Origin of the sequence: Pseudomonas sp. p1(2021b), assembly GCF_020151015.1 — a bacterium.
In the GTDB taxonomy this organism is placed as follows: Bacteria; Pseudomonadota; Gammaproteobacteria; order Pseudomonadales; family Pseudomonadaceae; genus Aquipseudomonas; species Aquipseudomonas putida_K.
Genome location: NZ_CP083746.1, coordinates 4215675 through 4242160, shown reverse-complemented (window position 1 = coordinate 4242160; position 26486 = coordinate 4215675). Strand labels below are relative to the sequence as shown.

Here is a 26486-nt window from a genome sequence, read left to right as displayed (position 1 = left end):
AGGGACTATCACCTGCCAAGGAGTTCTCGCCATGAGTCATCCCAATAAAGACGTGATCGACGTACTCAACGACCTGATCGAGTACAGCAAAGACGGCGAAAAAGGCTTCAAGGAGTCGGCCGAAGATGTGAAGAACACCGAGCTCAAGGCGTTCTTCGTCCAACGTGCCGGCGAGTGCGCCAGTGCTGCCGCCGAGCTGCAGGGCGAGGTGCGTCGCCTGGGTGGCGACCCGGAAACCTCCACCAGCCTGAGCGGCGATCTGCACCGGGGCTGGGTCAACTTCAAGTCGATGCTCACCGGCAAGAGCGAGGAGGCGGTGCTCAACGAGGTCGAGCGCGGTGAGGACTTCGCCCTGAAGGCCTACAAGGATGCGCGGGAGAAGCTGGTCAAGCTTGGCCGCACCGCCAGCGACGAGACCTATGCCTTGGTGGAAAAACAGCTGCAGGGCGTGCAGCGCAACCATGACCAGGTAAAAGCGCTGCGCGACGCCGCGCGCGCCCGCTCCTAGTCTGACGGGCCTTCCACACGGTTGCGGCCGTTGGCCTTGGCCCGGTAGAGCGCCTCGTCCGCCGAACCCAGCAAGCCTGTGAGGTTTTGCTGGGTGCCGGGGACGTGCAGGCTGATGCCGATGCTCACGGTCACCGGCCGCTCGTCATTGCCGAACGTCGGCAGCGCCTCCACGCTGGCGCGTATGCGTTCGGCCAGCAGCCTGGCGCCGGGCAGATCGGTGTCGGGCAACACCACCTGGAATTCTTCCCCGCCATAGCGCGCAGCCATGTCGGCAGGGCGGCGGATGCAGCGCTCTATGGTCTTGGCGACCTCGCGCAGGGCATGGTCGCCGCCGGCATGGCCGTGACGCTGGTTGAACGACTTGAAGTGGTCCACATCCACCATGAGGATGGCCAGCGGCTGGCGGTTGCGCTGGGCGCGGGCCCATTCCTGGCGCAGTACCTGATCCAGCCGTCGGCGGTTGGCGAGCCCGGTGAGGCTATCGGTGGCCGCCAGCGCTGCCAGGCCTTGCTCGGCTTCCTGGCGTCGACGCAATTCGCGCCCCAGCAGCAAGGTCAGCCAGAGGATACCGATGCACAACAGGCCCGTGGCGACGCCGACCAGGATCGCGGTACGGCGCCAGGATTGGAACACCTCGTCGGAGGCGTCCACCACCAGCACGATCAACGGCAGGTCGGCGACCCGGGCGAAGGTATAGATGCGCTGCACCCCGGCGTGCTCGGACCTGGCAGTGAAACTGCCGCTGCGCGCTTTGAGGATGCGTTGGAAGTTGGGCCGCTCGCTGTAGTCGCTGCCGATCATCGGGTCTTGCGGGCGCGAGGGTTGTCGGGCCAGCAACTGGCCGTCGGTGTTGAGCAGGTTGATGCTGCTGTCTCTGCCGATATCGAGGCGTTCGAACAGTTCGGTGAAATACGACAGGCGTAATGCGCCAGCGGCGATCCCGGCAAATTCGCCGTTGGGGCCGGAAATGCGGCGGCTGAAGCTGATGCACCAGTCGAGGTCGCCCAGCCTGGCCTTGAACGGTGGGCTGATGAACAGGCCCAGGTCCGGTCGGTCGCGGTGGGCCTGGAAGGCCACCGAATCGGCGAAATTGGCCTGGCGCGGGCGCGCATGCAGCGAGTCGCCCAATACATCACCGTGGGCGCCGAGCCAGAGGATATCCCCGCGCACCGGGGCGGCGAAGGTCTGGTTGAAGAGGATCTGCTGGCGCAGTTCCGGCGAGCTGTTGAGCAGCTCGGGATGCTTCACGGCCCAGATCACCCCATGCAGGGACTGGTCGTAGAGTTCGACGTTGCGCAGGATGTCGCTTTCGATGAGCTGAACGATATTGCCCGATGAGCGTTTGGCCGACTGCTCGACGCTGTCGCGCTCGCGGGCCAGCAGGTAGCTGACGATGGCCACGATGGCGAGCACGGCGAGGCAACTGCCCAGGTTGAGGATCAGTTCGGGGTGCGACCTGTACAGGGGAGAACGCGATGATCGAGTGGGCATGCTCGCTACTGCACGGGCGGGGCGATTACGCGGCGGCGGTATTCTAGGGAAGTGCGCAGGGGCGAACAAGGTTCGTTCGACGGAAAACGTGGGGGCGTGCTTGCCCTCGATCGCTGGCGAAGCCTTTGTTCGGCAGCGGCGCTGACAGTACCGGCCAATCGCGGGGCAAGCCCGCTCTCATAGAACAACGCATAATTCATTGATTTGACAAGGCCTGTAGGAGCGGCGGTCCGACTTGTCCCGCGATCAAGGGCGAAGCCCTTGCCATACAGCCGCGGCGGCTGGGCCGGCCCAATCGCGGGACAAGCCCGCTCCTACAGGATTACCTCATTGGGCTTTAGGTCAGAAGATGTTCAAGGGGTAATCGACGATCACCCGCACTTCATCGTTGTCGCTGTTGTCGTCGATATCGGCATAGCCCTGGCTGCCGCGGTGGGTGGCGTAGCGCAGCAGCACCGACAAGTCCTTGAGGTTGCCTTGCTGGAACACGTACTTGATGTCCAGGTCGCGCTCCCAGTGCATGGCGTTCTTGCCATCGGCGTTGTAGTAGCCGTAGTAGTCGTTCTGGGCAGCCTTGGTCAGGTCGGCTTCGCCGCGCGAATAGGAGAACGAGGTGCTCAGGCCGGGGATGCCGACGCCTGTGAAGTCATAGTCGTACTGCAGCTTCCAGGAGCGCTCGTTGGGGGCGTTGAAGTCTGAGTACATGCGCGAGTTGTCCAGGTACACGCTGTCGCCCAGGTTGATGTAGTCGAACGGCGTATTGCCGTTCACGCGCTGGTAGGCGGCGGTGATGCTGTGGTAGCCGGCGTTGACGGTGAAGTGCAGGCTGTAGGTGTTGTTGTCGATGTTGCCCAGCAGCGCCTGGCCGGTGTCCTGGGTGTGGTAGAAGTGCAGGCCGGGGTTGAGGCTGACCAGGTCGTTGACCACATAGGTGTAGTCGAAGTCGAAGTAGTACTGGTTCCAGATGTCCTTCAGTTCAGCGGCATACAAGTTGGTGGTGATGTTCTCGGTGCCGCTCCAGGACAGGCCGGCCCAGCTCAGGTGGTCGCTCTTGGTGCCGTCCGCCAGTTGCCCGTAGTAGGTGTCGATGCGGCGATGGCCGCTTTGGTTGTAGGGCTTGGTGAAGCTGACCTGGCCGCCTTCGAGCAGCAGGCCGTCGATGCTGGTGTTGGTCAGGCTCACGCCGCGGAAGGTCTGCGGCAGCATGCGGGTTTCGCCGCCGGCGATCACCGGGTTGGTGAGGAACAGGTCGCCGGCCTTGAGTTCGGTGTCGAAGGCCTTGAACTTGAGCGCCGCGCCCGCGGTGGAGAATGAGTGCGGGGCTGCGCCCAGTTCGCCGTTGTCCTTGATGTGTTCAGGCAGGATGCTGGTACCGGCATGGCCGCCACCGCCATCGAGCTTCAAGCCCAGGATGCCATGGGCATCGAGACCGAAGCCGACCACGCCTGGGGTGTAGCCCGATTCGAAGCGCGCCACGGCACCCTGGCCCCATTCGCGCAGGTCACGCACGCCTGGGTTGAGGTTGTTGCGGTTGAAGTAGGCATTGCGAAAATGCAGGTTCAGGGTAGCGCCTTCGATGAAGCCATCAGCCTTGGCTTCATCGGCATGTGCTGCTACAGGCATCGTTGCGGCAAGTGCAATGAACAACGGGGTAAAGCGAAACGCGGAAGACACCGGTACGAGCTCCTTTGGTCTGGCGGTGAGGCGTTGTTGTTTTCGGGTTTTGCAAGTTTCTTTATGAATACGTAACAGCGTGGCTGATAATTCGGGCACATAAAAAAAGCCGCTGATCGGCAGCGGCTTTAAAAGGCTAACATATCGACGCACCAGGCGCCCACGGGCTAGCCGAGGGAAAATACAGGCGCTACGGAATCGTCGATCAACTCTCGGTCTGATCGTCGGCAACCACCTTGGAAGCAGTCTGCTGCACGTCTTTCGCCGCATCTGCTTGCTGAGCGGCATAGGCGTCGCGCGCGGTTTGGTGAACAGCGGAAAGTTCGGCGTTACGGGCTACGAAGGCCGGCGATTCTTCAGCCATGGCCAGGGGCGACAGCAACAGGGACGACAGGACGAAAACGCTGGCAATACCCATACTGTTGGACATTTGAAACAACCTTCTTGCAAGGCAAGTGTTAATTGGGACAGGCGTAAGTTAGTCCCAATACAGGCTCGGAAACAGGCTTGAGTTGGATAAGCACTGTTGCGCAAAAAGTAATGATCAAGCCAGGAAATAACCTGATTTCATCGCAAACCCGCGTCGTTGAGCGCTTGGCATGCAGCTCCGATGGCAGGGGATGTCAGAATCCGATGAAGGCGTAGTACACCGGTGCTTCGGCGGTGGTCTGCAGCCCATGGCTGGCCAGCGTTTGCGCGAGGGCATGGGCTTCGACGTGAAGCGTCCATGGCGCATGGTTGTCATCCGGCACTTGGGCCAAGGCCTGGGCAAACGGCTCCATCGCCGGTAGGTAGGCGGTGAAGCCGTTGCCCTTGAGGGCACTGGTGGTCATGCCCAGGGCCTGGCAGATGGCGACCTTGGCCGCGATGTCGTCGCGGTCGGCCTGGCGCGAGGCCTCGATCAGGGTGGCCAACTGTGGGTCCACCGGCAGCTGGCCATGGATCAGCTCGGGGCCCTGTGCCCAGGCCTCGGGCGGGCAGTCCTTGGTTTCCGGGCGCAGGGGCAGGTGCGGGTTGATCTCCGCCGGGTAGATGCGGCACACCAGCGGGCGGCTTTCATAGATGGTGCACAGGTCGTTGTCGTCGAGGTTGCGACAGCGGCCGGGGTTGAAGGCGGCGAAGGTCACCGAGACGCGCAGTTCGGCCACGCCACAGACTACTGGATGGGAGCGGCGTAGCACGTGGTCGCGCTGTTCGGCAGGCATGCCTGGGCCGTCTTCGACGAAGCCTTCGATCAGCACCACCACTTGGCCGCCGCTGGCGGCCCACTGGCGAGCTTCGCTCAGGGTCAGCGGAACGTGGTGGCCGGTGCAGCACTTACCGCAACCGGTGCAGGCGAAACGGATGGTGTCGTTCACGGTGTACCTGGGCTCCATGGGAACGCAAAGTATGCCCGACTCGCCGTGCACGACCCAGGGCGCTTTTCACCGGATCTATCAGTGTTCGGCAAACACTACCGTGCGCGCCGCCACCACCAGGCAGTCGGTGAGCTCCGGCGAGGAGAATTTGGTGAGGATGGCATTGGCGCCGGCCAGCCTGGCCTTCTCGGCGCTCATGGTGCTGTCCAGCGAGGTGTGCAACAGCACATAGAGGTGCTGGAAATCCGGGCTTTCGCGCAGGGTACGGGTAAAGGCATAGCCGTCCATCTCGGACATCTCGATGTCCGAGACGATGATATTGATTTCACGTTCGGTGCCTTGCAGCTCCAGCAACACGTTGATCGCGTCCTTGGCGCTGCGCGCGGTGTGGCATTCGATGCCCAGGTTGCGCAGGGTATGGACCGATTGCTGCAGCGCGACCTGGCTGTCGTCCACCACCAGGATGTTGGCGGCGGCCAGGAGGCTCGCATCTTCTTCGCTGAGCTCGCCTGGATGAGGCTCGGGCGCCGGCGGTGCGATGGCGTGGATCACCTTCTCGATGTCCAGCACCTGCACCAAGGTGTTGTCCACGCGGGTGACGCCGGTGATGAACGAACGGGTGCCGGAGCCGAAGGGTGGCGGTTTTATGTCAGTGCTCAGGCAGTGCACGATGCGGCTCACCGCCTGCACGTGCAGGCCTTGGCGCGATCGACTGATCTCGGTGACGATCAGGCAGCCGCCGTCCGGGGCGGCCAGGGGCTGTTCGCCGATGGCGCGCGACAGGTCGATCACCGACAGCGGGTTGCCACGCAGGGTGGCCACGCCTTTGACGTGAGGGTGCGACTCCGGCAGCTTGGTCAGCGCAGGGCAGGGGATGATTTCGCTGACCTTGAGCAGGTTGATCGCCATCAGCTTGCCGCTGCGCAGGGTGAACAGCAGCAGGGACAACGAGTCCGCACGGGCGTTTTGCGTGGCCATGGGCAACCTTCGAGTCTGTCGGGAATAAAGGAGGTTGCCGGGTTATCGGCTTGTTCTGGCCAGGCTTTAGGTGGCGGGCCAATCGCGCGGCCCTGCTTTTTGTCAACGCAACCCTAGGCGCTTGGCCAGCCGGCTGAGGTTCGCTCTATCCAGGCCAAGCTCCCGCGCCGCCGAGGCCCAATTGTCCTGGTGCTTGACCAGGCAAGCTTCGATCAAGCGGCGCTGGTAATCGTCCACTGCCTCGCGCAAGCCACCCTCGGGCAGGCTGGCGAAGGGGGCGGCGGGGGCCGGTGCCGGCTCGGCGGCCGGCAGGGCAGGGCGCAGGTCCAGGTCGCTGGCCTCCAGGGTCAGGATACGCGGGCGCTGGGCATGCTGGCCGAGCGCCTTGAGTGCCGAGCGGCCAATCAGGTGTTCGAGCTCGCGCACGTTGCCCGGCCAGTCGTAGGCCAGCAGGGCAGCCTGGGCGTCAGCACTCAGGCGCAGGCTGTTCAGGCCCAGGCGCGAACGGTTCTGTTCGAGGAAATAGCCGGCGATCAGCAGCACGTCGCGACTGCGCTCACGCAGCGGCGGGACCAGCAGTGGATAGACGCTCAGGCGATGATAGAAGTCTGCGCGGTAGTTGCCGTTGCGCACCTCTTCGGCCAGGTCGCGGTTGGTGGCGGCGATCAGGCGAACGTCGACCCGGTGCTCCCGGTCCGAGCCCAGGCGCTGCAGTTGGCCGCTCTGCAGCACCCGCAGCAGCTTGGCCTGCACGGCCAAGGGCAATTCGCCGACCTCGTCGAGGAACAGCGTGCCGCCATTGGCCAGCTCGAACTTGCCCCGGCGTTCGCCATGGGCGCCGGTGAAGGCGCCGCGCACATGACCGAACAGCTCGCTTTCCACCAGGGTGTCGGGCAGGGCCGCACAGTTCAGGCTGATCAGCGGTTTGTCGGCGCGAGCGCTGGCGCGGTGCAGGGCCTGGGCCACCAGCTCCTTGCCCACGCCGGTCTCGCCGGTGATCAGCACGGTCAGGTCGCTGCCGCCGACCAGGCGGATTTCCTCCAGCAGGCGCTTGTGTGCCTTGCTCTGGCCGATCAGCTCCTTGTCCAGGCCACTGGCCTGGCGGTACACCTCGGCGCGCTGGTGTTCGTCCTCGGCGCGCAGCGCCAGGTCCTCGATGCGTTCGGCCACGGTGACGGTGGCGGCGGCGAGGCTGGCGAATGCCTGCAGCGCGTCCAGTTCCAGGCTCTGGAACTGCCCGGGAGTGAGGGCGTCGAGGGTCACCAGGCCCCAGGGTCGTTCATCGACCATCAAGGGGCAACCCATGCAGTCGTGCACGTGCAGGTCGGCATGGGGCGCATTGACCAGGCCATCGTAGGGGTCGGGCAGTTCGCTGTCGCTGGCGAAGCGGGTCGGTTCGCTGCGGCTGAGCAGGATCTGGAAGCGGGGGTGTTCGCTGACCTTGAAGCGTCGCCCGAGGGTGTCGGCCGACAAGCCATCGACGGCCAACGGCACCAGCCATTCGCCATCCAGGCGCAGCAATGCGGCGGCATCGCATGGCAGCAGACCGCGCATGGCTTCAAGCAGGCGGCGGTAGCGTTCCTGGTCGGGCAGGTCGCGGGACAGGTCGCTGACCAGGGGCAGCAGGCTGGTGAGTAAGGGCTTTGCAGTCATAAGGACTCCTGTTGGTCGATATGACTATACGCGCATCGGTGTCGTTTTGACTCCCCCGTGCATGGAACCCCCGGATTCATTGGCCGGAAAAGTTGGCACGATTGGTGATAGAGCCAAGGCAGTCAAGTTCAAGCCACAGGCTCAGGAGTCATTGCAATGCTCAATGCCGAACAACGTGCAATCATCAAGGCCACCGTTCCGCTGCTCGAAAGCGGCGGCGAAGCCCTGACCACCCATTTCTACAAGATGATGCTCAGCGAGTACCCCGAAGTACGCCCGCTGTTCAACCAGGCCCACCAGGCCAGCGGTGACCAGCCGCGTGCCCTGGCCAACGGCGTGTTGATGTATGCCCGCCACATCGACCAGTTGGAACAGCTTGGTGGCCTGGTCGGCCAGATCATCAACAAGCATGTCGCCCTGCAGATCCTGCCCGAGCACTACCCGATCGTCGGCAGCTGCCTGCTGCGCGCCATCGAAGAAGTGCTGGGCAAGGACATTGCCACCCCGCAAGTGATCGACGCCTGGGGCGCAGCCTATGGTCAACTGGCCGACATCCTCATCGGCGCCGAGGAAAACCTCTATAAGCAGAAGGAAGAGGCCGTCGGCGGCTGGCGCGGTACCCGTGAATTCCGCTTGGTGCGTCGCGAGCAGGAAAGCAGCGAAATCACCTCGTTCTATTTCGCCCCGGTGGACGGCAAGCCAGTGCTCAAGGCCGAGCCTGGCCAGTACATCGGCCTGCAGCTGTTCGTCGACGGCACCGAGCAACGCCGCAACTATTCCCTGTCGGCCCTGTGCGATGGCGAGCAGTACCGCATCAGCGTCAAGCGCGAAGAGGGCGGCAAGGTCTCGAACTACCTGCATGACCAGTTGATGGTCGGCCAGACCCTGCAGCTGTTCCCGCCGTCCGGGGACTTCACCCTGGCCGCCAGCGACAAGCCGCTGGTGCTCATCAGCGGCGGCGTGGGCATCACCCCGACCCTGGCCATGCTCCAGGCTGCCCTGCAGACCCAGCGTCCGGTGCATTTCATTCATTGTGCGCGCAACGGCGCGGTGCATGCCTTCCGCGACTGGATCGATGGCCTGGCCGCGCGTCACCCGCAGCTCAAGCGCTTCTACTGCTACGAGCAGGCCGGCCATGGCGAGGCCGATGCCGTGGGCCTGCTGAGCCAGGAACAACTGGGCCAGTGGCTGCCCGGCGAGCGTGACCTGGATGCCTACTTCCTGGGTCCGAAAGGCTTCATGGCAGCGGTCAAGCGCCACCTGAAGGGCTTGGGTGTGCCGGAGCAGCAGAGCCGCTACGAGTTCTTCGGGCCGGCGGCGGCGCTGGAGTAATCGGCCGGCAGTGCTGGCTCCATCGCGGGACAAGCCCGCTCCCACAAGCTACTTGTGGGAGCGGGCTTGTCCCGCGATAGCGGTCACCCGGTCGAATGCTTACCCCCAATCGCTGGCAAGCCAGCTCTCGTACGCGGTGCTCCCGAACGTGGGTAATCGAGACGAAACGAACGTGACATCGCACGTACGGGGGCTGGCTTGCCAGCGATTGGGCCTTGTTGGCCTTCCTTTATATAGAAGGAGATGAAATAAGCAGGCGCAATTTCATCTTTAATCTTCCATTAATCACGGTATCCTTCACTCCCGGGTGTCGAGGGGCTTGCCCCTGCCTGACATCCGGGCTGTCGCTTTTGGCGGTCGTCGTTGAACCGACGTCGCTCCGTCTGGTCAGAAATCGTCATCGGATAGCCCCTGCGCAGTGCCAGCACGCCGCTCCTCGACGCACGTGTAGACTGTCGCCGGGCAGGCCAACGCCCACCAGGCACTGCCACTATCCATCGAAGGAACCGGTAATGAACGAACAAACCTCGCACCTGAACCGCGAACGGCGCTTCCTGGTGTTGCTGGGCGTGATCTGCCTGTCGCTGATCTGCGGCGCCCTCTACATGCAGGTGGTGCTCGGCGAGGCGCCATGCCCGCTGTGCATCCTGCAGCGCTATGCACTGCTGCTGATCGCGGTGTTCGCCTTCCTCGCCGCGGCCATGCCCGGGCGTCGCAGCCTGACCTTCTTCGAAGTATTGGTAGTGCTCAGCGCAATCGGCGGAATCGTTGCGGCTGGCAACCATGTGTATATACTCGCCCACCCGATGGTCAGTTGCGGTATCGACACCCTGCAGCCGATCGTCGACGACCTGCCGCTGGCGCACGTGTGGCCGCTGGCATTCCAGGTCGATGGTTTCTGCTCCACGCCCTACCCGCCGATCCTGGGGTTGTCCCTGGCGCAATGGGCACTTCTGGCGTTCGTCCTCACCGCAGTTCTGGTGCCACTGGGCATCTACCGCAACCGTCGCCGGGGTTAGACAAAAGTCCCCCTTCGAGGCCCCTCTGTTGCATGGTGAGATAACATCTTTACCTCGCCTCACGCTTGATCCAGATCAACGACAAAGCCTTGCAGTATGCGGGCTCCAGGGCTATCAAGCGGGGTGCGACAAACTGTCGCGAAGTTGATTTTTTGAGCAGTATTGTTACCGATACTGTAAAAGACTGTTGCTCAATAAGTCATAGTCAAGGGGGGGCGACCTATCTACAATCGCCCCCAATTTCCGTTCGGCACTGCTTGCGAGTCGCAGGATTGGAGGAAGCCGCAGCGCTTTCTTTTGCTGACTTCGACAAGTTTCGCCCAACGGCGATACCGGGCGGACCCCCCTCCGCGTTTTCCCGCACCAAATGGACTTGGTCTGAAGTACAGGCCGTTAGCCTACGAACCATAAAGCACCGTAAACCCGCTCGCGCCCAGGTCCAGCAGTCGGACCACAGGCAGGAGCGAATTCGAGCCCGAAATGCTGACGCTTGGCAGGACGAAGTGTTGGCGACCAAAACACAAATTGCATTGAAGCAAGCTGATCTAGAGGTCGTGAGATGAGTAAAAAGCGTTACCCCAGACTGTTTGGCATATTGCCCTTTTTAGGCATGCTTTTACTCAGTGGGTGCAACTGGACCCTGCTCGATCCAAAGGGCCAGGTGGGCATTGAGCAAAAGAACCTGATCCTGATCGCCACCGGCCTGATGCTGCTGGTCGTCGTCCCGGTCATCATCATGACCATCGCGTTCGCCTGGAAGTACCGTGCTTCCAACAAGGCTGCCACCTACACCCCCGACTGGTCGCACTCGACCAAGATCGAAGCGGCTGTCTGGATCATCCCGATCCTGATCATCATCGCCCTGGGCTATGTCACCTACCACTCTACCCACAAGCTGGACCCGTACCGTCCACTGGATTCCGACGTGAAGCCGGTGCAGATCGACGTGGTCGCGCTGGACTGGAAGTGGCTGTTCATCTACCCGGAACAGGGCATCGCCACGGTCAACAAGATCGTCTTCCCGGCCAACACCCCGGTCAACTTCCGCGTGACCTCCGATGCCGTGATGAACTCGTTCTTCATCCCGGGCCTGGGCGGCCAGATCTACGCCATGGCCGGCATGACCACCAAGCTGCACCTGATCGCCAACGAGAACGGCGAGTTCGACGGTATCTCCGCCAACTACAGCGGCGCCGGTTTCACCGGCATGAAGTTCAAGGCTACTGCAACCTCCCAGGCAGACTTCGAGAAGTGGGTCGCCGAAGTCAAGCAGTCGCCGAAGAAGCTGGATAAGGCTGAATACGAAGCCTTGGCCAAACCTAGCGAAAACAACCCAGTCACGCTGTACAGCGAGGCTTCGGCTGACCAGTTCCAGATCATCGTCGACAAGTACGAAGGCATGAACCGCGGTCGCCCGAGCCACGAAGAAGTAGGCAGCAAGGAACTGGCCACTACCAAGGGTGTGGAGTCGAGTATGCAACCAGCTGCCGGGGCAGAGGAGTAAGAGATGTTCGGTAAACTAAGTCTGGAGGCGATACCCTATCACGAGCCGATAGTCATGGTGACGCTTGCCATGATTGCGCTCGGTGGTATCGCTCTCGTCGGTGCTATCACCTATTTCCGCAAGTGGACCTACTTGTGGAGCGAGTGGCTGACCACGGTCGACCACAAGAAGATCGGGGTGATGTACATCATCGTCGCGATGGTCATGCTGCTGCGCGGCTTCGCCGACGCCATCATGATGCGTACCCAGCTCGCTGCCGCTACCGGTGGCGCCGAAGGCTACCTGCCGCCTGAACACTATGACCAGATCTTCACCGCCCACGGTGTGATCATGATCATCTTCATGGCGATGCCGTTCTTCACCGGCCTGATGAACCTGGCGGTTCCTCTGCAGATCGGTGCACGTGACGTTGCCTTCCCGTTCCTGAACTCCCTGAGCTTCTACCTGCTGCTGGCAGGCGTGCTGCTGGTCAACATCTCCCTGGGCGTTGGCGAATTCGCCAAGACCGGTTGGGTTGCCTATCCGCCGCTGGCGGGCATCCAGTACAGCCCGGGCGTGGGTGTCGACTACTACATCTGGGCGCTACAGCTATCCGGCTTGGGTACGACGCTTACCGGCGTGAACTTCCTCGTCACCGTGATGAAGATGCGCGCGCCTGGCATGAAGCTGATGGACATGCCGATCTTCACCTGGACCTGCACCTGGGCCAACGTGCTGATCGTCGCTTCGTTCCCGATCCTGACTGCTGCGCTGGCCCTGCTGACCGTTGACCGTTATCTGGACTTCCACATCTTCACCAACGAGCTTGGTGGGAACCCGATGATGTACGTCAACCTGTTCTGGGCATGGGGCCACCCTGAGGTCTACATCCTGATCCTGCCGGCCTTCGGCGTGTTCTCGGAAGTCACCTCGACCTTCGCAGGCAAGCGCCTGTTCGGTCACCACTCGATGATCTACGCATCGGGCGCGATCGCCGTTCTCGGCTTCGCGGTCTGGCTGCACCACTTCTTCACCATGGGTGCCGGCGCCAGCGTCAACACCTTCTTCGGCCTGGCGACGATGCTGATCTCCATTCCGACCGGTGTGAAGCTGTTCAACTGGCTGTTCACCATCTACCAGGGCCGTCTGCGCTTCACCGCGCCGATCATGTGGACCCTGGGCTTCATGGTCACCTTCTCCATCGGTGGCATGACCGGCGTCCTGCTGGCTGTTCCAGGTGCTGACTTCGTTCTGCACAACAGCCTGTTCGTGATCGCCCACTTCCACAACGTGATCATCGGTGGTGCGGTATTCGGCTACATCGCCGGCTTCGCCTACTGGTTCCCGAAAGCCTTCGGTTTCACCCTGAACGAGAAGTGGGGCAAGGCTGCCTTCTGGTTCTGGATCTCCGGCTTCTACGTAGCGTTCATGCCGCTGTACGCCCTGGGCTTCATGGGCATGACCCGTCGTCTGAACCACTCGGACAACCCGGCTTGGGAACCGTACCTGTACGTTGCCGTCGTCGGCGCCGTGCTGATCCTGTTCGGTATCGCCTGCCAGCTGATCCAGCTGTACGTATCGGTTCGCGACCGCAACCAGAACCTGGACGTCACTGGCGACCCGTGGGGCGGCCGTACCCTGGAATGGTCGACTTCGTCGCCACCTCCGTTCTACAACTTCGCCCACATGCCTGAGAAGGTTGGCCTGGACGCCTGGCATGAAGCCAAGGAAGCCGGTGTCGCCTACAAGGTTCCGGCCAAGTACGAGCCTATCCACATGCCGAGCAACACTGCTACCGGTCTGTTCATGGGCCTGTTCCTGACCGTCTTCGGCTTCGCCTTCATCTGGCACATCTGGTGGCTGGTTGGTGCGAGCCTGGTTGCAACCATCGCTGTCTTCGTTCGCCACGCTGCCCGTGACGACCAGGGCTACATGGTTCCGGCCGAAGAAGTGGCGCGCATCGAAGGCGAGCGCATGAAAGCGCTGGCCAAAGCAGGTGCTCTGCCTGCCGGCGCACGTGTCGAATCGTTTGAGCGGGTGTAATCAATGTCCAGTCAAGTAATGCACGGTGCTGCTCATGGTCACGACCATGGGCATGACGACCACCACCACGACTCGGGCCAGATGACCGTACTGGGTTTCTGGCTGTACCTGATGACCGACTGCATCCTGTTTGCGTCGCTCTTCGCCACCTACGCGGTGCTGTCCGGCAGTTTTGCCGGCGGCCCGTCGGGTCATGACATCTTCCAGCTCGATTTCGTAGCTGTTGAAACCGCACTGCTGCTGCTGTCGTCGATCACCTTCGGCTTCGCCATGCTGCAGATGTTCAAAGGCAACAAGGGTGGCGTGCTGGGCTGGTTGGCCATCACCTTCCTGTTCGGTGCCGGCTTCATCGCGATGGAAGTCTATGAATTCCATCACCTGATCGGCGAAGGCTACGGCCCGAACCGCAGCGGCTTCCTGTCGGGCTTCTTCGCCCTGGTAGGGACCCACGGTCTGCACGTGACTGCCGGCCTGATCTGGATGGCTGTCCTGATGTACCAGATCAGCACCAAGGGCATCACCCCGACCGCCAAGACCCGTATGAGCTGCCTGAGCCTGTTCTGGCACTTCCTGGACGTGGTCTGGATCTGCGTCTTCACCGTCGTCTACCTGCTGGGAGTTCTGTAATGGCTAGCGCACACGACACTCATCACGAAGGCAACCACGGCAGCGTCAAGTCGTACGCGATCGGCTTCATCCTGTCGATCATCCTGACCGCGATCCCGTTCGGTCTGGTGATGTACCCGAGCCTGCCGAAGAACCTGACCGTCCTGATCGTGGTGGCCATGGCCGTCATCCAGGTGGTGGTACACCTGGTGTACTTCCTGCACATGGACCGCTCGAAAGAGCAGCGTTCCAATGTGTCGACGTTCCTGTTCACCACTCTCGTAATCGCTCTGCTGGTCGGCCTGTCGCTGTGGATCATGTTCAGCATCCACATCGAAATGATGGCCAAGTGAGGTAAGACTGCATGTCCGTGAAGCACTTTATCCAAATCACCAAACCGGGGATCATTTTCGGTAACGTGCTTTCCGTGGCAGGCGGTTTCTTCCTTGCCGCGAAGGGCCATGTGGACTTCGCCCTGTTCCTGGCGGTGGTGGTAGGTACCTCCCTGGTCGTCGCGTCCGGATGCGTGTTCAACAACTGCATCGACCGCGATATCGACCAGAAGATGGAGCGCACCAAGAACCGCGTCATGGTCCAGGGCGGCATGTCGCTGCCCTTCGCGCTGGCCTATGCCACCCTGCTCGGGGTGGCGGGCTTCAGCTTGCTGTATGTCCAGGCCAACCCGCTGTCGGCGTTCTGCGCGCTGGTCGGCTTCGTCGTCTACGTGGGCTTCTACAGCCTTTGGCTCAAGCGCAAGTCGGTGCACGGCACCTTGGTCGGCAGCCTGTCCGGTGCCATGCCTCCGGTGATCGGCTATTGCGCCGTGAGCAACAGCTTCGACCTGGCTGCAGTGACCCTGCTGGTGATGTTCAGCCTGTGGCAGATGCCGCACAGCTTCGCCATCGCCATCTTCCGTTTCAAGGACTACAGTGCCGCCAACATCCCGGTCCTGCCGGTGGCGCGCGGTATCCTGGCGGCGAAGAAGCAAATCGTGCTGTACGTGCTGGCCTTCGTGCTGGCCACCCTCATGCTCACCCTGGGTGGCTATGCAGGGCTTGGCTACCTGGCCGTTGCCGCCGCCATGGGCCTGTACTGGCTGTATATGGCCTGGGGTGGCTACAAGGCTGAGGACGACAGCAAGTGGGCACGCAAGGTATTCGGTTTCTCCATTCTCACCGTCACCGCCCTGAGCGTGATGATGTCGGTGGACAGCCAGACCGCTACCGACGTGCTCATGACCTACGCACGCTGACAGTCGCCTGTTACACGAAAAGCCCCGGCCAATGTTGCCGGGGTTTTTTTTATCTGTTCGGGCCCATCGCTGGCAAGCCAGCCCACAGGTATGGCGGTGTCCCTGAAAACAGCGCATGGCAGGTGGGAGCCGGCTTGCCGGCGATAGGGCGCCCCTGAAACTCTCTATTCAATATTTACAAAAAATAGATCTAAAAATATCTGATAAAACAGGAAATTGCCCTTTACAGAGTCCAGGTTTCGGCACTATCTTCTGTTCCAGGCCGCCGCAGCGGCCAGCGTCGCTCGGACGGTTCCGGGCGCTTACGTACTCAGAGGAAGCCATGGCCAACCCAGGTTCGCCGCGCCGTTTTGCGCGCATCGATCGTCTCCCCCCTTACGTCTTCAACATCACCGCCGAGCTCAAGATGGCGGCCCGCCGTCGTGGCGAGGACATCATCGACCTGAGCATGGGCAACCCCGACGGCGCCACCCCGCCGCACATCGTCGAGAAACTGGTGCAGGTCGCCCAGCGCGAAGATACCCACGGCTACTCCACCTCCCGTGGTATTCCACGCCTGCGCCGGGCCATCTCGCATTGGTACAAGGACCGCTATGACGTCGAGATCGACCCGGAAAGCGAAGCCATCGTCACCATCGGCTCCAAGGAAGGCCTGGCACACCTGATGCTCGGCACCCTCGACCATGGCGACACGGTGCTGGTGCCCAACCCCAGCTACCCGATCCATATCTATGGTGCGGTGATCGCAGGCGCCCAGGTGCGTTCGGTGCCGCTGGTTCCGGGTGTGGACTTCTTCAACGAGCTGGAGCGGGCGATTCGCGAGTCGATCCCCAAGCCGAAGATGATGATCCTGGGCTTTCCGTCCAACCCCACTGCCCAATGCGTGGAGCTGGATTTCTTCGAGCGCGTGGTGGCCTTGGCCAAGCAGTACGATGTGCTGGTGGTCCATGACTTGGCCTACGCCGACATCGTCTACGATGGCTGGAAGGCCCCGTCGATCATGCAGGTGCCGGGCGCCAAGGACATCGCCGTGGAGTTCTTCACCCTGTCCAAGAGCTACAACATGGCCGGCTGGCGCATCGGCTTCATGGTCGGCAATCCGGAGCTGGTCAGCGCCCTGGCGCGAATCAAGAGCTACCACGACTACGGCACCTTCACCCCGCTGCAGGTCGCGGCCATCGCGGCCCTGGAAGGTGACCAGCAATGCGTGCGCGATATCGCCGAGCAGTACCGCCAGCGGCGCAACCTGCTGGTCAAGGGGCTGCACGAGATCGGCTGGATAGTCGAGAACCCCAAGGCCTCGATGTACGTCTGGGCGAAGATCCCCGAGGCCTATGCTCACCTGGGGTCGTTGGAGTTCTCCAAGAAGCTGCTGGCCGAGGCCAAGGTTTGCGTATCACCCGGCATCGGCTTCGGCGACTATGGTGACGACCATGTGCGCTTCGCCCTGATCGAGAACCAAGACCGTATCCGTCAGGCGATCCGGGGCATTCGCCAGATGTTCCGGGCCGATGGCCTGACCCGCAAGTGACGGCGAAAACGGGGTCTCGAAACGGCCCCGTTCTTCCCGGATAAGTGGCAAACTATTTTTGCTTTACCCCTCTTCTCAGCCACCCGGCTTGGATTGAAAATGGCGCGCGGGCCCAGCCCCGAAAACAACAACTTTCCCTCCGTGCCATCATGTCCGAATACAACCCTTGCCTTGACTGCGGCGCCTGCTGCGGGTACTTCCGTGTGTCTTTCTTCTGGGGCGAATGCCAGTCCGCCGGTGGCCTGGTGCCCGATGACCTGGTGGTGCAGATCAACCCGACCCGCGTCGCGATGATCGGCACCGATGCCAAGCCCTGCCGCTGTACCGCCCTGGATGGCGAGGTCGGCAAGCAGGTCGCTTGCACCATCTATGAAAACCGCGCTTCCCCATGCCGTGAGTTCGAGGCCTCCTGGGTCAATGGCGTGCACAACCCCAGCTGCGATGCCGCGCGCGCTCACTATGGGCTGCCGCCGCTGGAAGCCAATGAGCCGCATTGGCCGGAGGATGACGGCGCCGAAGTCGCCTGAGCCATAGGTGAGACAGGTCGTGGCCTTGGTTCTGCCTGTCACCTGACGGCTGGGTGCGGTATGGTCATGGGCTTGTCGTTATCCGATGGAGCTCGCGGTTGCCTGCCTATTACCTCACCTTCAGCCTGGCGCTCTACCTGCTGGGCCTGTGTTTCGACGGCGCCTTGACCAGCGCCGGCCGGCACATGCCCGCACTGCAAATGCTGCTCTACGGGCCTTGGGGCGTACCCTTCGGGCTGTACCAGTGGTTCGCCAACCCATTGCTGGCGCTGGCGGTCCTGGCGCACCGGCGCTTTCGCCGCCTGGCGCTGCTGTTGGGGCTGGGGGCCCTTTACCTGGCCGCCAGCAGCCTGGGTATCGAACGGCTGCCGGACAACCAGAGCTACGCGTTCCAGGATGTCACCGGCTTTGGTGCCGGCTTCTACCTGTGGTTGCTGGCGATCGCCTCGTTCTGCCTGGGCCAGGCCTGGTGGTGCTGGAAGGCCAGGCGCGCCGACGACATGCCGGCCTGGCACTGGCTCGATGTCGGGCTGATCGCGGCGCTGGCCGTGGTGATGTATGCCGGCACCCAGATGCCTGCATTGCATTTCGATGTGGACAAGGTGCTGATGCCGCCAGAACAGCCGCAGGCCTTGTAGCGTTCGCGCGCAGCGCTAGCAGGCACGCGACGTACCCCATTGCACGACCAGCATGCCGATCACGATCATGCCCACCCCGGCCAGGCGAATCGCATTGACCGGCCGCTCCGGCAGCCCCATCAACCCCCACTGGTCGATCAGCAGCGACGACAGCACCTGCCCGGCGATCACGCAGACGATGAACCCCGCCGCCCCCAGCCGGGGCGTCAGTACCAGCGCAGCGGTGATGTAGAGCACGCCCGCTACGCCACCGAACCAGGCCCACCAAGGGGCCTGGGCGAGATTCTGCAACTGCGGCGCAGGCGCGCGCATGACCAGCAAGGCCGGTACCAGCATCAACAGGCTGACCATCAGCGATACCCCGGCCGCCCACAGCGGGTGACCCAGCAGGCGGCCCAGGGCAGCGTTGCTGCCGGCCTGGAAGGGCACCGCCGCGCCGGCCAGCAGGGCAACGAGCAAGGGGAGGAGGGCGGACAGCGTGAAGGCCTGTGGCATCGGGAACTCCTTTGGAAAAACGCTAGGCGCAGTGTTGTTTATCCATTTCAATGATGGAAATTCGAACGTTGCACAGGCTCTATTCGTACCATGGATGATCTTCGCCGCATCGACCTCAATCTGCTCCTGACCCTGCATGCCTTGCTCAGCGAACAGCATGTCTCCCGCGCCGCGGTGCGCCTGCACCGCAGCCAGCCCGCAGTCAGCCATGCGTTGGCGCAGCTGCGTGAAATCTTCTCCGATCCCCTGCTGGTGCGCCGAGGCGGCCGCCTGCACCTGAGCAGCCGGGCGCAGGCTTTGCGCGAGCCGCTCGAACAGGCGCTGGAGCAGTTGGACGGCTTGCTGGGCAGCCCACGCTTCGAGCCGAGCCGGGCGCGGCGAACCTTTCGCCTGGCCATGTCGGACTATGGCGCGCGGGTCGTATTGCCTGGGCTGATGCCTCTGCTCAGGGCCGAGGCGCCGGGGATCGATCTGGTGGTTTCCCAAGGCAGCCGGGAAGCGATGCTTGGGCAACTGATCGATGGCGAGGTGGACCTCGCCCTGGGGGTGTTCCCCGAATTGCCGTCCGAGATCCAGGTGCAGGTACTGTTCGAAGAGTCTTTCGTGTGCCTGGCCGACCGCCAGACCTTGCCACCCCGAGGTGGGCTGCCGCTGGATCGCTGGTTGGCTCGCCCTCATGTATTGGTGGCCGTACGGCCGGGCATCGACAACGAGATCGACCTGGCACTCCAGGCGTTGGGCGAGCGACGTCGCATTGCCTTGACCTTGCCGCACTGGGGCGTGGCCCAGGGGCTGATCATCGGTACTGACCTGGTGCTTACCGTGGCCCGTCGTAGCCTGGCAGGCGCCCGTCTGGCGCCGGGCTTGCGTAGTTTCGAGCCACCGCTGGCCATTGCGCCCTTTGGTTTTACCCAGGCCTGGCATTCGCGACGCGAAGGCGATGCCGGCCATCGATGGTTGCGCGAGCGCATCCGCGCCTTGTGCGAAGCGGATCAGGCGCAAGAGTAGGACGTATCCGATTTTTCCAAGACGCGGCTGATCCGGCGGGTGGGAGTGCTAGGCTCTGGCCCCTATGCCAACGTACAAGGAGCGCACATGACCCGATATTCCCTGGCTGCCATCGTCTTGGCCTGCTGTGCCACTCAGGCCCAGGCGGAGGCGCCGTCGTCGTCCTACTCGCAGTGCATGGACAAGGCCATGAGCACCCTGGCCATGAGCAACTGCATCGTAGCCGAGACCCAGGTGCAGGATGAGCGCCTGAATCGCGTCTACAAGCAATTGATGGCCAAGCTGGAGCCAAGCCAGCAGAGGGCGCTGCGCGATGTGCAGCGCACGTGGATCAAGTACCGTGATGAAAACTGCGCGTTTCATGGGCAGGTGAGCGGCGGTACCGCCCGCCAACTCGAAAGCGGCATGTGCATGATGGACCTGACCCGGGAGCGGGCGGCGGAGCTGGAACGGGTGCTAAGCCCCGCGCAATGACAAGCCAGTCCTGTGGGAGCGGGCTTGCTCCGCGATCAAGGGCGAAGCCCTTGCCATACAGTCGCGACGACAGGGTCGGCCCAATCGGGGGGCAAATCGGACCGCCGCTCCTACAGGTTCTGCGCAACATCAGGAAGTTCGTGCATCCGCTGGAGCGCTAGCGGGGTTCCCGCCTGGCCCGGGCCTTCAGGTATTCGCGCACTTCCACGCCATCGCCAGCGAACTCGATGCGCTCGGCCTTGGCCTCGCGCTGGTAGGCGTACATCGGGTCGTAGTATTCGTTGAGCAAGCCTTCGATCCAGCCCCGGTGCAGGCTCACATCGCCGCTACGCAGTTGTTCCTCGAGGGCCTGTTCCAGCAATGCGGACAACCGCTGGAAGCGTTCGCCACCGAGGCGCTTGTGGATATTGGCCATGCTCTGGCGCATACGCTGGGCGAACAGCGTCGGCCCTTGTTCTTCGCCATGGACCACGACGAACTCGGCGCACAGGTTGATCACGTAGTCGCGCAGGATGCGCTCCACGCGGTTCTCGAAGCTGTCCTCGAGCCACACCAGCGGATAGTGCTGCATACCCTGGTACAGCTCCAGAGGTACCGAGCAGCTGCCGACGATGCGCCCTTCGTCCTCCAGCACGAACTGCTGCATGCCGCGGGCGCGCTTCTTGAGGATGTCGATGGCCAGCTGGTTCTCGAAGTCGATCTGCGCCGGCTGCGCGGTGGCGCGCTTGCCGAAACTGGAGCCGCGGTGGTTGGCATGACCTTCCAGGTCCAGGACGTTGTCCAGCTGGACCAGCACATCGGTCTTGCCCGTGCCGGTGAGCCCGCCCACCAGCACGAAATCGCACTGCTCGACCGCCTGCAAGGTGGTGTCCAGCAGGAAGTTGCGCATGGCCTTGTAGCCACCCTTGACCTTCGGGTACTGGATGCCGGCTTCATCCTTCAGCCAGCCTTGGACGATCTGCGAGCGCAGGCCGCCGCGGAAGCAGTACAGGTAGCCGTCGGGGTGGGCCTTGGCGAACGCCGCCCAAGCCTCCAGGCGCGCCTGCTTGGTCGCGCCGCTGACCAGTTGATGGCCCAGGGCGATGGCGGCGGCCTGGCCTTGTTGCTTGTAGCAGGTGCCGACCTTCTGCCGCTCCTGGTCGTTCATCAGCGGCAGGTTGACCGCGCCGGGGAAGGCGCCCTTGGCGAATTCGACCGGTGCGCGCATGTCCATCATCGGCACGTCGTCGAGGAACAGCTGGCGGTAATCGGTGCAGTCGTTGCGCATCAAAGCACCTCGACCGCGTGGGTCTGTCGCTCGACCAGCTCGCCGATCGGCGAGAGCGCCAGGTTCAGCTCTGCCGCCACGGCGAGGAACTCGGCCTCGCCCTCGGGGCTGACCGCCACCAGCAGCCCACCGCTGGTCTGCGGGTCGCACAGCAGGTGTTTCTGGTCATCGCTCAGGGCGCCGATCTTGTGGCCATAGCTGTCGAAGTTTCGCAGGGTGCCGCCAGGGATGCAGCCCTCGGCCAGGTAGTGATCGACGCTGGGCAGGCGCGGCACGGCGTCGTAGCGCAGGTGCGCGGTCAGGCCGCTGCCTTCGGCCAGCTCCACCAGATGGCCGAGCAGGCCGAAGCCGGTGACGTCGGTCATGGCCTTGACCCCGTCGAGCTTGCCGAAGCGGCTGCCGGGGGTGTTTAGGGTGCACATCCAGTCGCGGGCCAGGCCCTGGTCCTGCTCGCGCAGCTTGGCCTTCTTCTCGGCGGTGGTGAGGATGCCGATGCCCAGTGGTTTGGTCAGGTACAGGCGGCAGCCGGCGCTGGCGGTGTCGTTGCGCTTGAGGTGGCGCTTGCCGACCACGCCGGTGACGGCCAGGCCGAAGATCGGCTCAGGGGCATCGATGGAGTGGCCGCCAGCCAGCGGGATGCCCGCTTCGGCGCACACGGCACGACCGCCACGGATCACTTCGCGGGCCACCTCGGGTGGCAGCACGTTGACCGGCCAGCCGAGGATGGCGATGGCCATTAGCGGGTCACCGCCCATGGCGTAGATGTCGCTGATGGCGTTGGTGGCGGCGATGCGGCCGAAGTCGTACGGGTCGTCGACGATGGGCATGAAGAAATCGGTGGTCGAGACCACGCCGCGTTCATCGTCCAGCGCATAGACCGCCGCGTCGTCGCGCGAGGCGTTGCCGACCCAGAGTTTCGGGTCCAGGGCCTGGGTGCCGCTCTCGGCGAGGATCACATCCAGCACCTTGGGGGAAATCTTGCAGCCGCAGCCAGCGCCATGGCTGTACTGGGTCAGACGAATCGGTTCGCTCATACGCACCTCGAATTTTCGTGATGCGCGATTGTAGCAAAGCTGGCCTTTGCGCCAGCGACTCTTATAATTCCCCTCCGTCGGCGCGTCGCCGGCCCTTTCCCCGCTATTGAACCGGAGAATCCCATGCTCAAACGTCCCCTGGCGGTCGCCGCCGGCCTCGTGCTGTCTTGCTGTGCCGTCATTGCCCAGGCTGCTGATACCCTGCGGGTGAGTGCCATCCCCGATGAGGCACCGACCGAACTGCTGCGCAAGTTCAAGCCACTGGGTGAATACCTTTCCAAGCAATTGGGCATGGATGTGAAGTTCGTACCGGTGGCCGACTACCCGGCCGTGGTCGAGTCGTTGGCGTCCAACCGCCTGGACATGGCCTGGCTGGGTGGCTTCACCTTCGTCCAGGTGCACCTGAAGGACCCGACCGCCACGCCACTGGTGCAGCGTGAACAGGACGCTCAGTTCACCTCCAAGTTCATCACCGCCAACCCGGATGTGAAGAGCCTGGCCGACCTCAAGGGCAAGTCGTTCGCCTTCGGCTCGATCTCGTCCACCTCCGGCAGCCTGATGCCGCGCTACTTCATGCTCAAGCAGGACAACATCAAGCCTGAAGGCTACTTCAGCCGTGTGGCCTATTCCGGTGCCCACGATGCCACGGTCGCCTGGGTTCAGGCGGGCAAGGTCGACGGCGGTGTACTGAACGCCAGCGTCTGGCAGAAGCTGGTCGACGCCGGCAAAGTCGATACCAGCAAGGTCAAGGTCTTCGCCACCACCCCGACCTACTTCGACTACAACTGGACCGTGCGCGGCAACATGGACCCGGCCCTGAAGGAAAAGATCAAGGCCGCCTTCCTCGCCCTGGACCCGGCCAACCCCGAGCACAAGGCGATCCTCGACTTGCAGGCTGCCAGCCGCTTCATCGAAACCAAGCCTGAGAACTACGTAGGCACCGAGCAAGCTGCACGCGAGGCCGGTCTGCTCAAGTGACTATCCATCTGCACGGTGCGGGCCTGCGCCATGGCCAGGTCCGCGCGCTCGATGCGGTGAGCCTGCGTATCGACAAGGGTGAGCGGGTTGCGATCATCGGCCCTTCGGGGGCCGGCAAGTCCAGCCTGCTGCATGTGATGGCCACGGCTGTACAGCCCAGCGCCGGGCGCCTGGAACTGCTCGGCGAGCAACCCTGGGCGCTGTCGGCCAGGGCCCGGCAGCGCCTGCGCGCGCGGGTGGGGCTGGTGCATCAGGCGCCGCCTTTGCCGCCACGCCAGCGTGTGGTGACCGCAGTGCTGGCCGGGCGACTGGGGCAGTGGGGCACGTTGCGGGGCCTGCTCAACCTGGTCTACCCAACCGACGTGCCGGGCGCGCGTCAGGCCCTGGCGGAACTGGGCCTGGCCGACAAACTGTTCGTCCAGTGCGGCCAGCTCTCCGGTGGCCAGTTGCAGCGCGTCGGCATTGCCCGCGCGTTGTACCAGCGCCCTGACGTCTTGCTGGCCGACGAGCCGGTGTCAGCCATGGACCCGGTGCTCGCCGACCACAGCCTGGCGCTGCTCAACCGCCACGCCCAGGCCAACGGCGTAACGCTGGTGGCCAGCCTGCATGCAGTGGAGCTGGCGTTGGCGCATTTTCCTCGGGTGGTGGGTATCCGCAATGGCCAGGTGGCGTTCGACTGCCCGGCCCAGGCGGTGACCGAGAGCCTGCTCGACGCGTTGTACGCCAACGAGCAGTTGGGCTCGCCGCCCACGCCGGGGCCGACCCTGACGGTACAGATCCCACGATGCTGAGGGCTGACTCCCGTGACCCGGCGGCCTGGCCCCGGCTGTTGCTGACCCTGCTCGCCCTGGCCCTGTTGTGGCCTGGGCTGCGTCTGAGCGAACTGAACCCCGGCGTGCTGCTGCAAGCCGAAAACCGCCAACAGATGGCCAGCTTCGCCAGCGGATTCTGGCCACCGGCCCATGATGCCGATTTCCTCTCGCTGCTGTTCGAGGCGACCTTGCAAACCCTGGCCGTGGCCACGGCCGGCATGGCCCTGGCCTTGCTGTTGGCGGTACCGACCAGTTTGCTGGCCAGCCGTGCACTGTCGCTGCGTGCGGCCTCCCGCGGCGGGCGACCGGGACTGTGGTCGCGGCTGCTGCGTCTGCCGGTGCGCGGGTTGCTGGTATTCCTGCGCAGCGTGCCCGAGATCGTCTGGGCGTTGCTGTTCGTCCGCGCCGTGGGGCTGGGGCCGACCGCCGGGGTGCTGGCCATCGCCATCACCTATGCCGGCATGCTGGGCAAGGTCTATGCGGAAATCTTCGAATCGGTGGACCAGCGCCCGGCCCATGCCTTGTTGCAGGCGGGCAGTGGGCGGCTTACGGCATTCTTCTACGGCATCCTGCCGGGGGCGGCGGCGGAGGTGGTCTCCTATACCGTCTACCGCTGGGAATGTGCCGTGCGCGCCTCGGTGGTGATGGGCTTCGTCGGTGCCGGTGGGTTGGGGCAGCAGATCGACCTGTCGATGCGCATGTTCGCCGGGGCCGAGGTGGCGAGCATGCTGCTGGCATTCCTGGTGCTGGTGATGCTCGCCGATCTGCTCAGCCGCGTGCTGCGGGGGAGGCTGGCATGAACCGGGTGATCAACCTGCTGGTGGTGGTCGCGATTCTCGCCGCCGTGGTGGCGTCGTTCGGCTACCTCGAGCTGGACATGGCGTCGGTGGTCGGCAACGGCGGGCTGGCGCAGATGGGCGAATATGCACACCGCTTCCTGAGCCCGGACCTGTCCGCCGAGCACCTGCGGGCCGTAGGCAAGGGTGCATTGGAGACCCTGGCCATGTCTGGCCTGGGTACGCTGCTGGCCATGGTGCTCGGCCTGTTACTGGCGTTGCCGGCCGCCGGCCGCTTCGGCTGGCCGCTGCAGGGCGCTGCGCGGCTGCTGCTCAATGCCTTGCGTGCAATCCCTGAGCTGGTCTGGGCCGCGCTGACCGTGCTCGCCGCAGGCCTGGGCCCCAACGCCGGCACCCTGGCCCTGGCCCTGCATACCGCTGGCGTGTTGGGCCGGCTGTTCGCCGAGGCCCTGGAAAACGCACCCGCCGAGCCTGCCGCCGCCATCCGTCTGCAAGGTGGCAGCCAGGCTGCGGCGTTCTGCTTCGGCACCTTGCCCAACCTCTGGCCGCAATTGCTTGCCTACAGCCTCTACCGCTGGGAGAACAACATCCGCATGGCCAGCGTGCTGGGCTTCGTCGGTGCCGGTGGGTTGGGGCAGATGCTCTACACCACCCTGAGCCTGTTCCAGGAAGCCCAGGCCAGCACCGTGATCATCGGCATGCTGGTGTTGGTGCTGCTGGTGGATGCCTTCAGCGACGTGCTGCGCCAGCGGTACGTGCGCGCCTGAGCCATCCCTGGGGCCGCCTTGCGGCCCCACATGGATTTCGCAAGTCTTGAGAGCGGCACGATCTCGGTGGGCTGTCGCCAGCTCCCACGACGCAAGCGGAGCCTGGGCCGTATTGGCACGGCTGAGAAGTATTGAACCCACCGAAGGCGTGTCCAGCCCATACAATCTCCCACAGATATGGCGCTGGTCTCGAGGGCGGCAGTGCCCCTGTGGGAGCGGGCTTGCCCCGCGATCGAGCGTAGCGCCCGTTACCTGATGTCTCTCGAGTAGCGACGATAAAGCTCACCCAATCGTGAGACCGCACTGGCTATCTCATCGCTGGAGCGCTTGTCAGAGTGAACCACTTCCAAATCTTGTTGCGTTGTATCCATAAGGATACGATTCTCCTGCTGGCAGGTGGAGACAAGTCCTCTCAGGCCTCCGATATCCTCAAAGCCAGGCAGCTCGCGAAGGAGATGAAATGAAAGAGAAGCTGATCCCGTTTGACATGGCTACATTGCTGGACAGCGATGAGGCCATCAGTGAATACCTGAGCCAGGTGCTGGCCGATGGTGACAGCGATGAGATCATTCGTGCACTCGGGCATATCGCCAGGGCGCGGGGAATGTCCAAGATCGCAGCAGACAGCGGCCTGGGTCGTGAAAGCCTTTACAAGGCGCTAACGCCAGGTGCTAAGCCTCGCTTCGATACTGTTCTGAGGGTGGTCCGTGCGTTGGGAATCGACCTTTTGGCACGACCCCATTTCGTATCGCGCTGACG

At 63.3% G+C, this 26486-nt stretch carries 27 protein-coding genes; 18 read left to right on the top strand and 9 right to left on the bottom strand.

The genetic code is table 11. The features are described 5' to 3' along the window. Window positions 1-31 precede the first annotated feature (31 nt). Window positions 32-508 (top strand): ferritin-like domain-containing protein, encoded by a 477-nt coding sequence (locus tag K8374_RS19780; RefSeq protein WP_084858530.1) that lies wholly within the window; start codon window positions 32-34, stop codon window positions 506-508. Here K8374_RS19780 and K8374_RS19775 read toward each other — a convergent pair. The 6 genes from K8374_RS19775 to norR form a co-directional block, all read right to left on the bottom strand. Continuing rightward, entirely contained in the window at window positions 505-2001 is a 1497-nt protein-coding gene (locus K8374_RS19775) for a sensor domain-containing diguanylate cyclase (RefSeq protein WP_224456874.1), read from the bottom strand. The two genes, K8374_RS19780 and K8374_RS19775, sit on opposite strands and share 4 nt — an antisense overlap. Before the next feature lie 342 nt (window positions 2002-2343). Next, window positions 2344-3675 carry an OprD family porin gene (locus tag K8374_RS19770; RefSeq protein ID WP_224456873.1) on the bottom strand — a complete coding sequence of 444 codons (1332 nt, stop codon included), beginning with the start codon at window positions 3673-3675 and terminating at the stop codon, window positions 2344-2346. A gap of 205 nt (window positions 3676-3880) precedes the next feature. Further along, window positions 3881-4105: a hypothetical protein gene (locus tag K8374_RS19765; protein WP_224456872.1), complete on the bottom strand. Its 225-nt coding sequence runs from the start codon at window positions 4103-4105 to the stop codon at window positions 3881-3883. Window positions 4106-4298: 193 nt separating this feature from the next. Continuing rightward, window positions 4299-5033 carry a YkgJ family cysteine cluster protein gene (locus tag K8374_RS19760; protein WP_224456871.1) on the bottom strand — a complete coding sequence of 245 codons (735 nt, stop codon included), beginning with the start codon at window positions 5031-5033 and terminating at the stop codon, window positions 4299-4301. 78 nt (window positions 5034-5111) lie between these two features. Beyond that, the gene (locus tag K8374_RS19755; protein WP_224456870.1) at window positions 5112-6011 is read right to left on the bottom strand and encodes a chemotaxis protein; all 900 of its coding nucleotides are present in this window, start codon (window positions 6009-6011) and stop codon (window positions 5112-5114) included. Window positions 6012-6113: 102 nt separating this feature from the next. Next, window positions 6114-7664: a nitric oxide reductase transcriptional regulator NorR gene (gene norR, locus K8374_RS19750; RefSeq protein ID WP_224456869.1), complete on the bottom strand. Its 1551-nt coding sequence runs from the start codon at window positions 7662-7664 to the stop codon at window positions 6114-6116. A 156-nt stretch (window positions 7665-7820) separates the two neighbouring features. Between norR and hmpA the strand changes: the two genes are divergently transcribed. The 10 genes from hmpA to K8374_RS19700 all read left to right on the top strand — a co-directional run bounded on the left by hmpA (window position 7821) and on the right by K8374_RS19700 (window position 18095). Beyond that, on the top strand, window positions 7821-8996 hold the full coding sequence (gene hmpA / locus K8374_RS19745; protein ID WP_224456868.1) for an NO-inducible flavohemoprotein: 1176 nt from the start codon (window positions 7821-7823) through the stop codon (window positions 8994-8996). A 512-nt stretch (window positions 8997-9508) separates the two neighbouring features. Then, window positions 9509-10015, top strand: coding sequence for a disulfide bond formation protein B (locus tag K8374_RS19740; RefSeq protein ID WP_224456867.1), 507 nt, complete (start codon window positions 9509-9511; stop codon window positions 10013-10015). A gap of 559 nt (window positions 10016-10574) precedes the next feature. Beyond that, complete coding sequence (gene cyoA / locus K8374_RS19735) at window positions 10575-11519, top strand: ubiquinol oxidase subunit II (protein WP_224456866.1); 945 nt, start codon at window positions 10575-10577, stop codon at window positions 11517-11519. 3 nt (window positions 11520-11522) lie between these two features. Then, window positions 11523-13541 (top strand): cytochrome o ubiquinol oxidase subunit I, encoded by a 2019-nt coding sequence (cyoB, locus tag K8374_RS19730; protein WP_224456865.1) that lies wholly within the window; start codon window positions 11523-11525, stop codon window positions 13539-13541. 3 nt (window positions 13542-13544) lie between these two features. After that, window positions 13545-14168, top strand: a complete 624-nt coding sequence (gene cyoC, locus K8374_RS19725) for a cytochrome o ubiquinol oxidase subunit III (RefSeq protein WP_224456864.1) — start codon at window positions 13545-13547, stop codon at window positions 14166-14168. Beyond that, on the top strand, window positions 14168-14500 hold the full coding sequence (cyoD, locus tag K8374_RS19720; RefSeq protein WP_043208038.1) for a cytochrome o ubiquinol oxidase subunit IV: 333 nt from the start codon (window positions 14168-14170) through the stop codon (window positions 14498-14500). Before cyoC ends, cyoD begins: the two co-directional genes overlap by 1 nt. Before the next feature lie 11 nt (window positions 14501-14511). Next, window positions 14512-15399 carry a heme o synthase gene (gene cyoE, locus K8374_RS19715; protein ID WP_224456863.1) on the top strand — a complete coding sequence of 296 codons (888 nt, stop codon included), beginning with the start codon at window positions 14512-14514 and terminating at the stop codon, window positions 15397-15399. Between the two features lie 322 nt (window positions 15400-15721). Beyond that, complete coding sequence (gene alaC, locus K8374_RS19710) at window positions 15722-16930, top strand: alanine transaminase (protein ID WP_224456862.1); 1209 nt, start codon at window positions 15722-15724, stop codon at window positions 16928-16930. 149 nt (window positions 16931-17079) lie between these two features. Beyond that, window positions 17080-17457: a YkgJ family cysteine cluster protein gene (locus K8374_RS19705; protein ID WP_084858516.1), complete on the top strand. Its 378-nt coding sequence runs from the start codon at window positions 17080-17082 to the stop codon at window positions 17455-17457. Between the two features lie 98 nt (window positions 17458-17555). Next, window positions 17556-18095, top strand: a complete 540-nt coding sequence (locus K8374_RS19700) for a hypothetical protein (protein ID WP_224456861.1) — start codon at window positions 17556-17558, stop codon at window positions 18093-18095. Between the two features lie 15 nt (window positions 18096-18110). On the opposite strand, the gene K8374_RS19695 is transcribed toward K8374_RS19700, so the two are convergent. Continuing rightward, window positions 18111-18590, bottom strand: a complete 480-nt coding sequence (locus K8374_RS19695; RefSeq protein ID WP_224456860.1) for a DMT family transporter — start codon at window positions 18588-18590, stop codon at window positions 18111-18113. Between the two features lie 90 nt (window positions 18591-18680). On the opposite strand from K8374_RS19695, the gene K8374_RS19690 reads away from it, so the two are divergent. Together K8374_RS19690 and K8374_RS19685 are read left to right on the top strand one after the other, a co-directional pair. After that, window positions 18681-19598 (top strand): LysR family transcriptional regulator, encoded by a 918-nt coding sequence (locus K8374_RS19690; protein ID WP_224456859.1) that lies wholly within the window; start codon window positions 18681-18683, stop codon window positions 19596-19598. Window positions 19599-19685: 87 nt separating this feature from the next. Further along, a complete protein-coding gene (locus K8374_RS19685; protein ID WP_224456858.1) occupies window positions 19686-20072 on the top strand; it encodes a lysozyme inhibitor LprI family protein in 387 nt (128 codons plus the stop codon). A 157-nt stretch (window positions 20073-20229) separates the two neighbouring features. Here K8374_RS19685 and mnmH read toward each other — a convergent pair whose 3' ends face one another. Together mnmH and selD are read right to left on the bottom strand one after the other, a co-directional pair. Further along, complete coding sequence (mnmH, locus tag K8374_RS19680; RefSeq protein WP_224456857.1) at window positions 20230-21339, bottom strand: tRNA 2-selenouridine(34) synthase MnmH; 1110 nt, start codon at window positions 21337-21339, stop codon at window positions 20230-20232. Continuing rightward, entirely contained in the window at window positions 21339-22373 is a 1035-nt protein-coding gene (gene selD, locus K8374_RS19675; protein WP_224456856.1) for a selenide, water dikinase SelD, read from the bottom strand. The genes mnmH and selD overlap by 1 nt, the downstream gene beginning before the upstream one ends. 123 nt (window positions 22374-22496) lie before the next feature. Between selD and K8374_RS19670 the strand changes: the two genes are divergently transcribed. From K8374_RS19670 to K8374_RS19650, 5 genes are all read left to right on the top strand, one after another. Continuing rightward, the gene (locus K8374_RS19670; RefSeq protein ID WP_224456855.1) at window positions 22497-23351 is read left to right on the top strand and encodes a putative selenate ABC transporter substrate-binding protein; all 855 of its coding nucleotides are present in this window, start codon (window positions 22497-22499) and stop codon (window positions 23349-23351) included. After that, entirely contained in the window at window positions 23348-24142 is a 795-nt protein-coding gene (locus tag K8374_RS19665; RefSeq protein WP_224456854.1) for a phosphonate ABC transporter ATP-binding protein, read from the top strand. Before K8374_RS19670 ends, K8374_RS19665 begins: the two co-directional genes overlap by 4 nt. After that, window positions 24136-24963, top strand: a complete 828-nt coding sequence (locus tag K8374_RS19660) for a PhnE/PtxC family ABC transporter permease (protein ID WP_224456853.1) — start codon at window positions 24136-24138, stop codon at window positions 24961-24963. Before K8374_RS19665 ends, K8374_RS19660 begins: the two co-directional genes overlap by 7 nt. After that, window positions 24960-25727: a phosphonate ABC transporter, permease protein PhnE gene (phnE, locus tag K8374_RS19655; protein ID WP_224456852.1), complete on the top strand. Its 768-nt coding sequence runs from the start codon at window positions 24960-24962 to the stop codon at window positions 25725-25727. The genes K8374_RS19660 and phnE overlap by 4 nt, the downstream gene beginning before the upstream one ends. Before the next feature lie 460 nt (window positions 25728-26187). Next, complete coding sequence (locus K8374_RS19650; RefSeq protein ID WP_224456851.1) at window positions 26188-26484, top strand: addiction module antidote protein; 297 nt, start codon at window positions 26188-26190, stop codon at window positions 26482-26484. The last annotated feature ends 2 nt before the right edge of the window (window positions 26485-26486 follow it).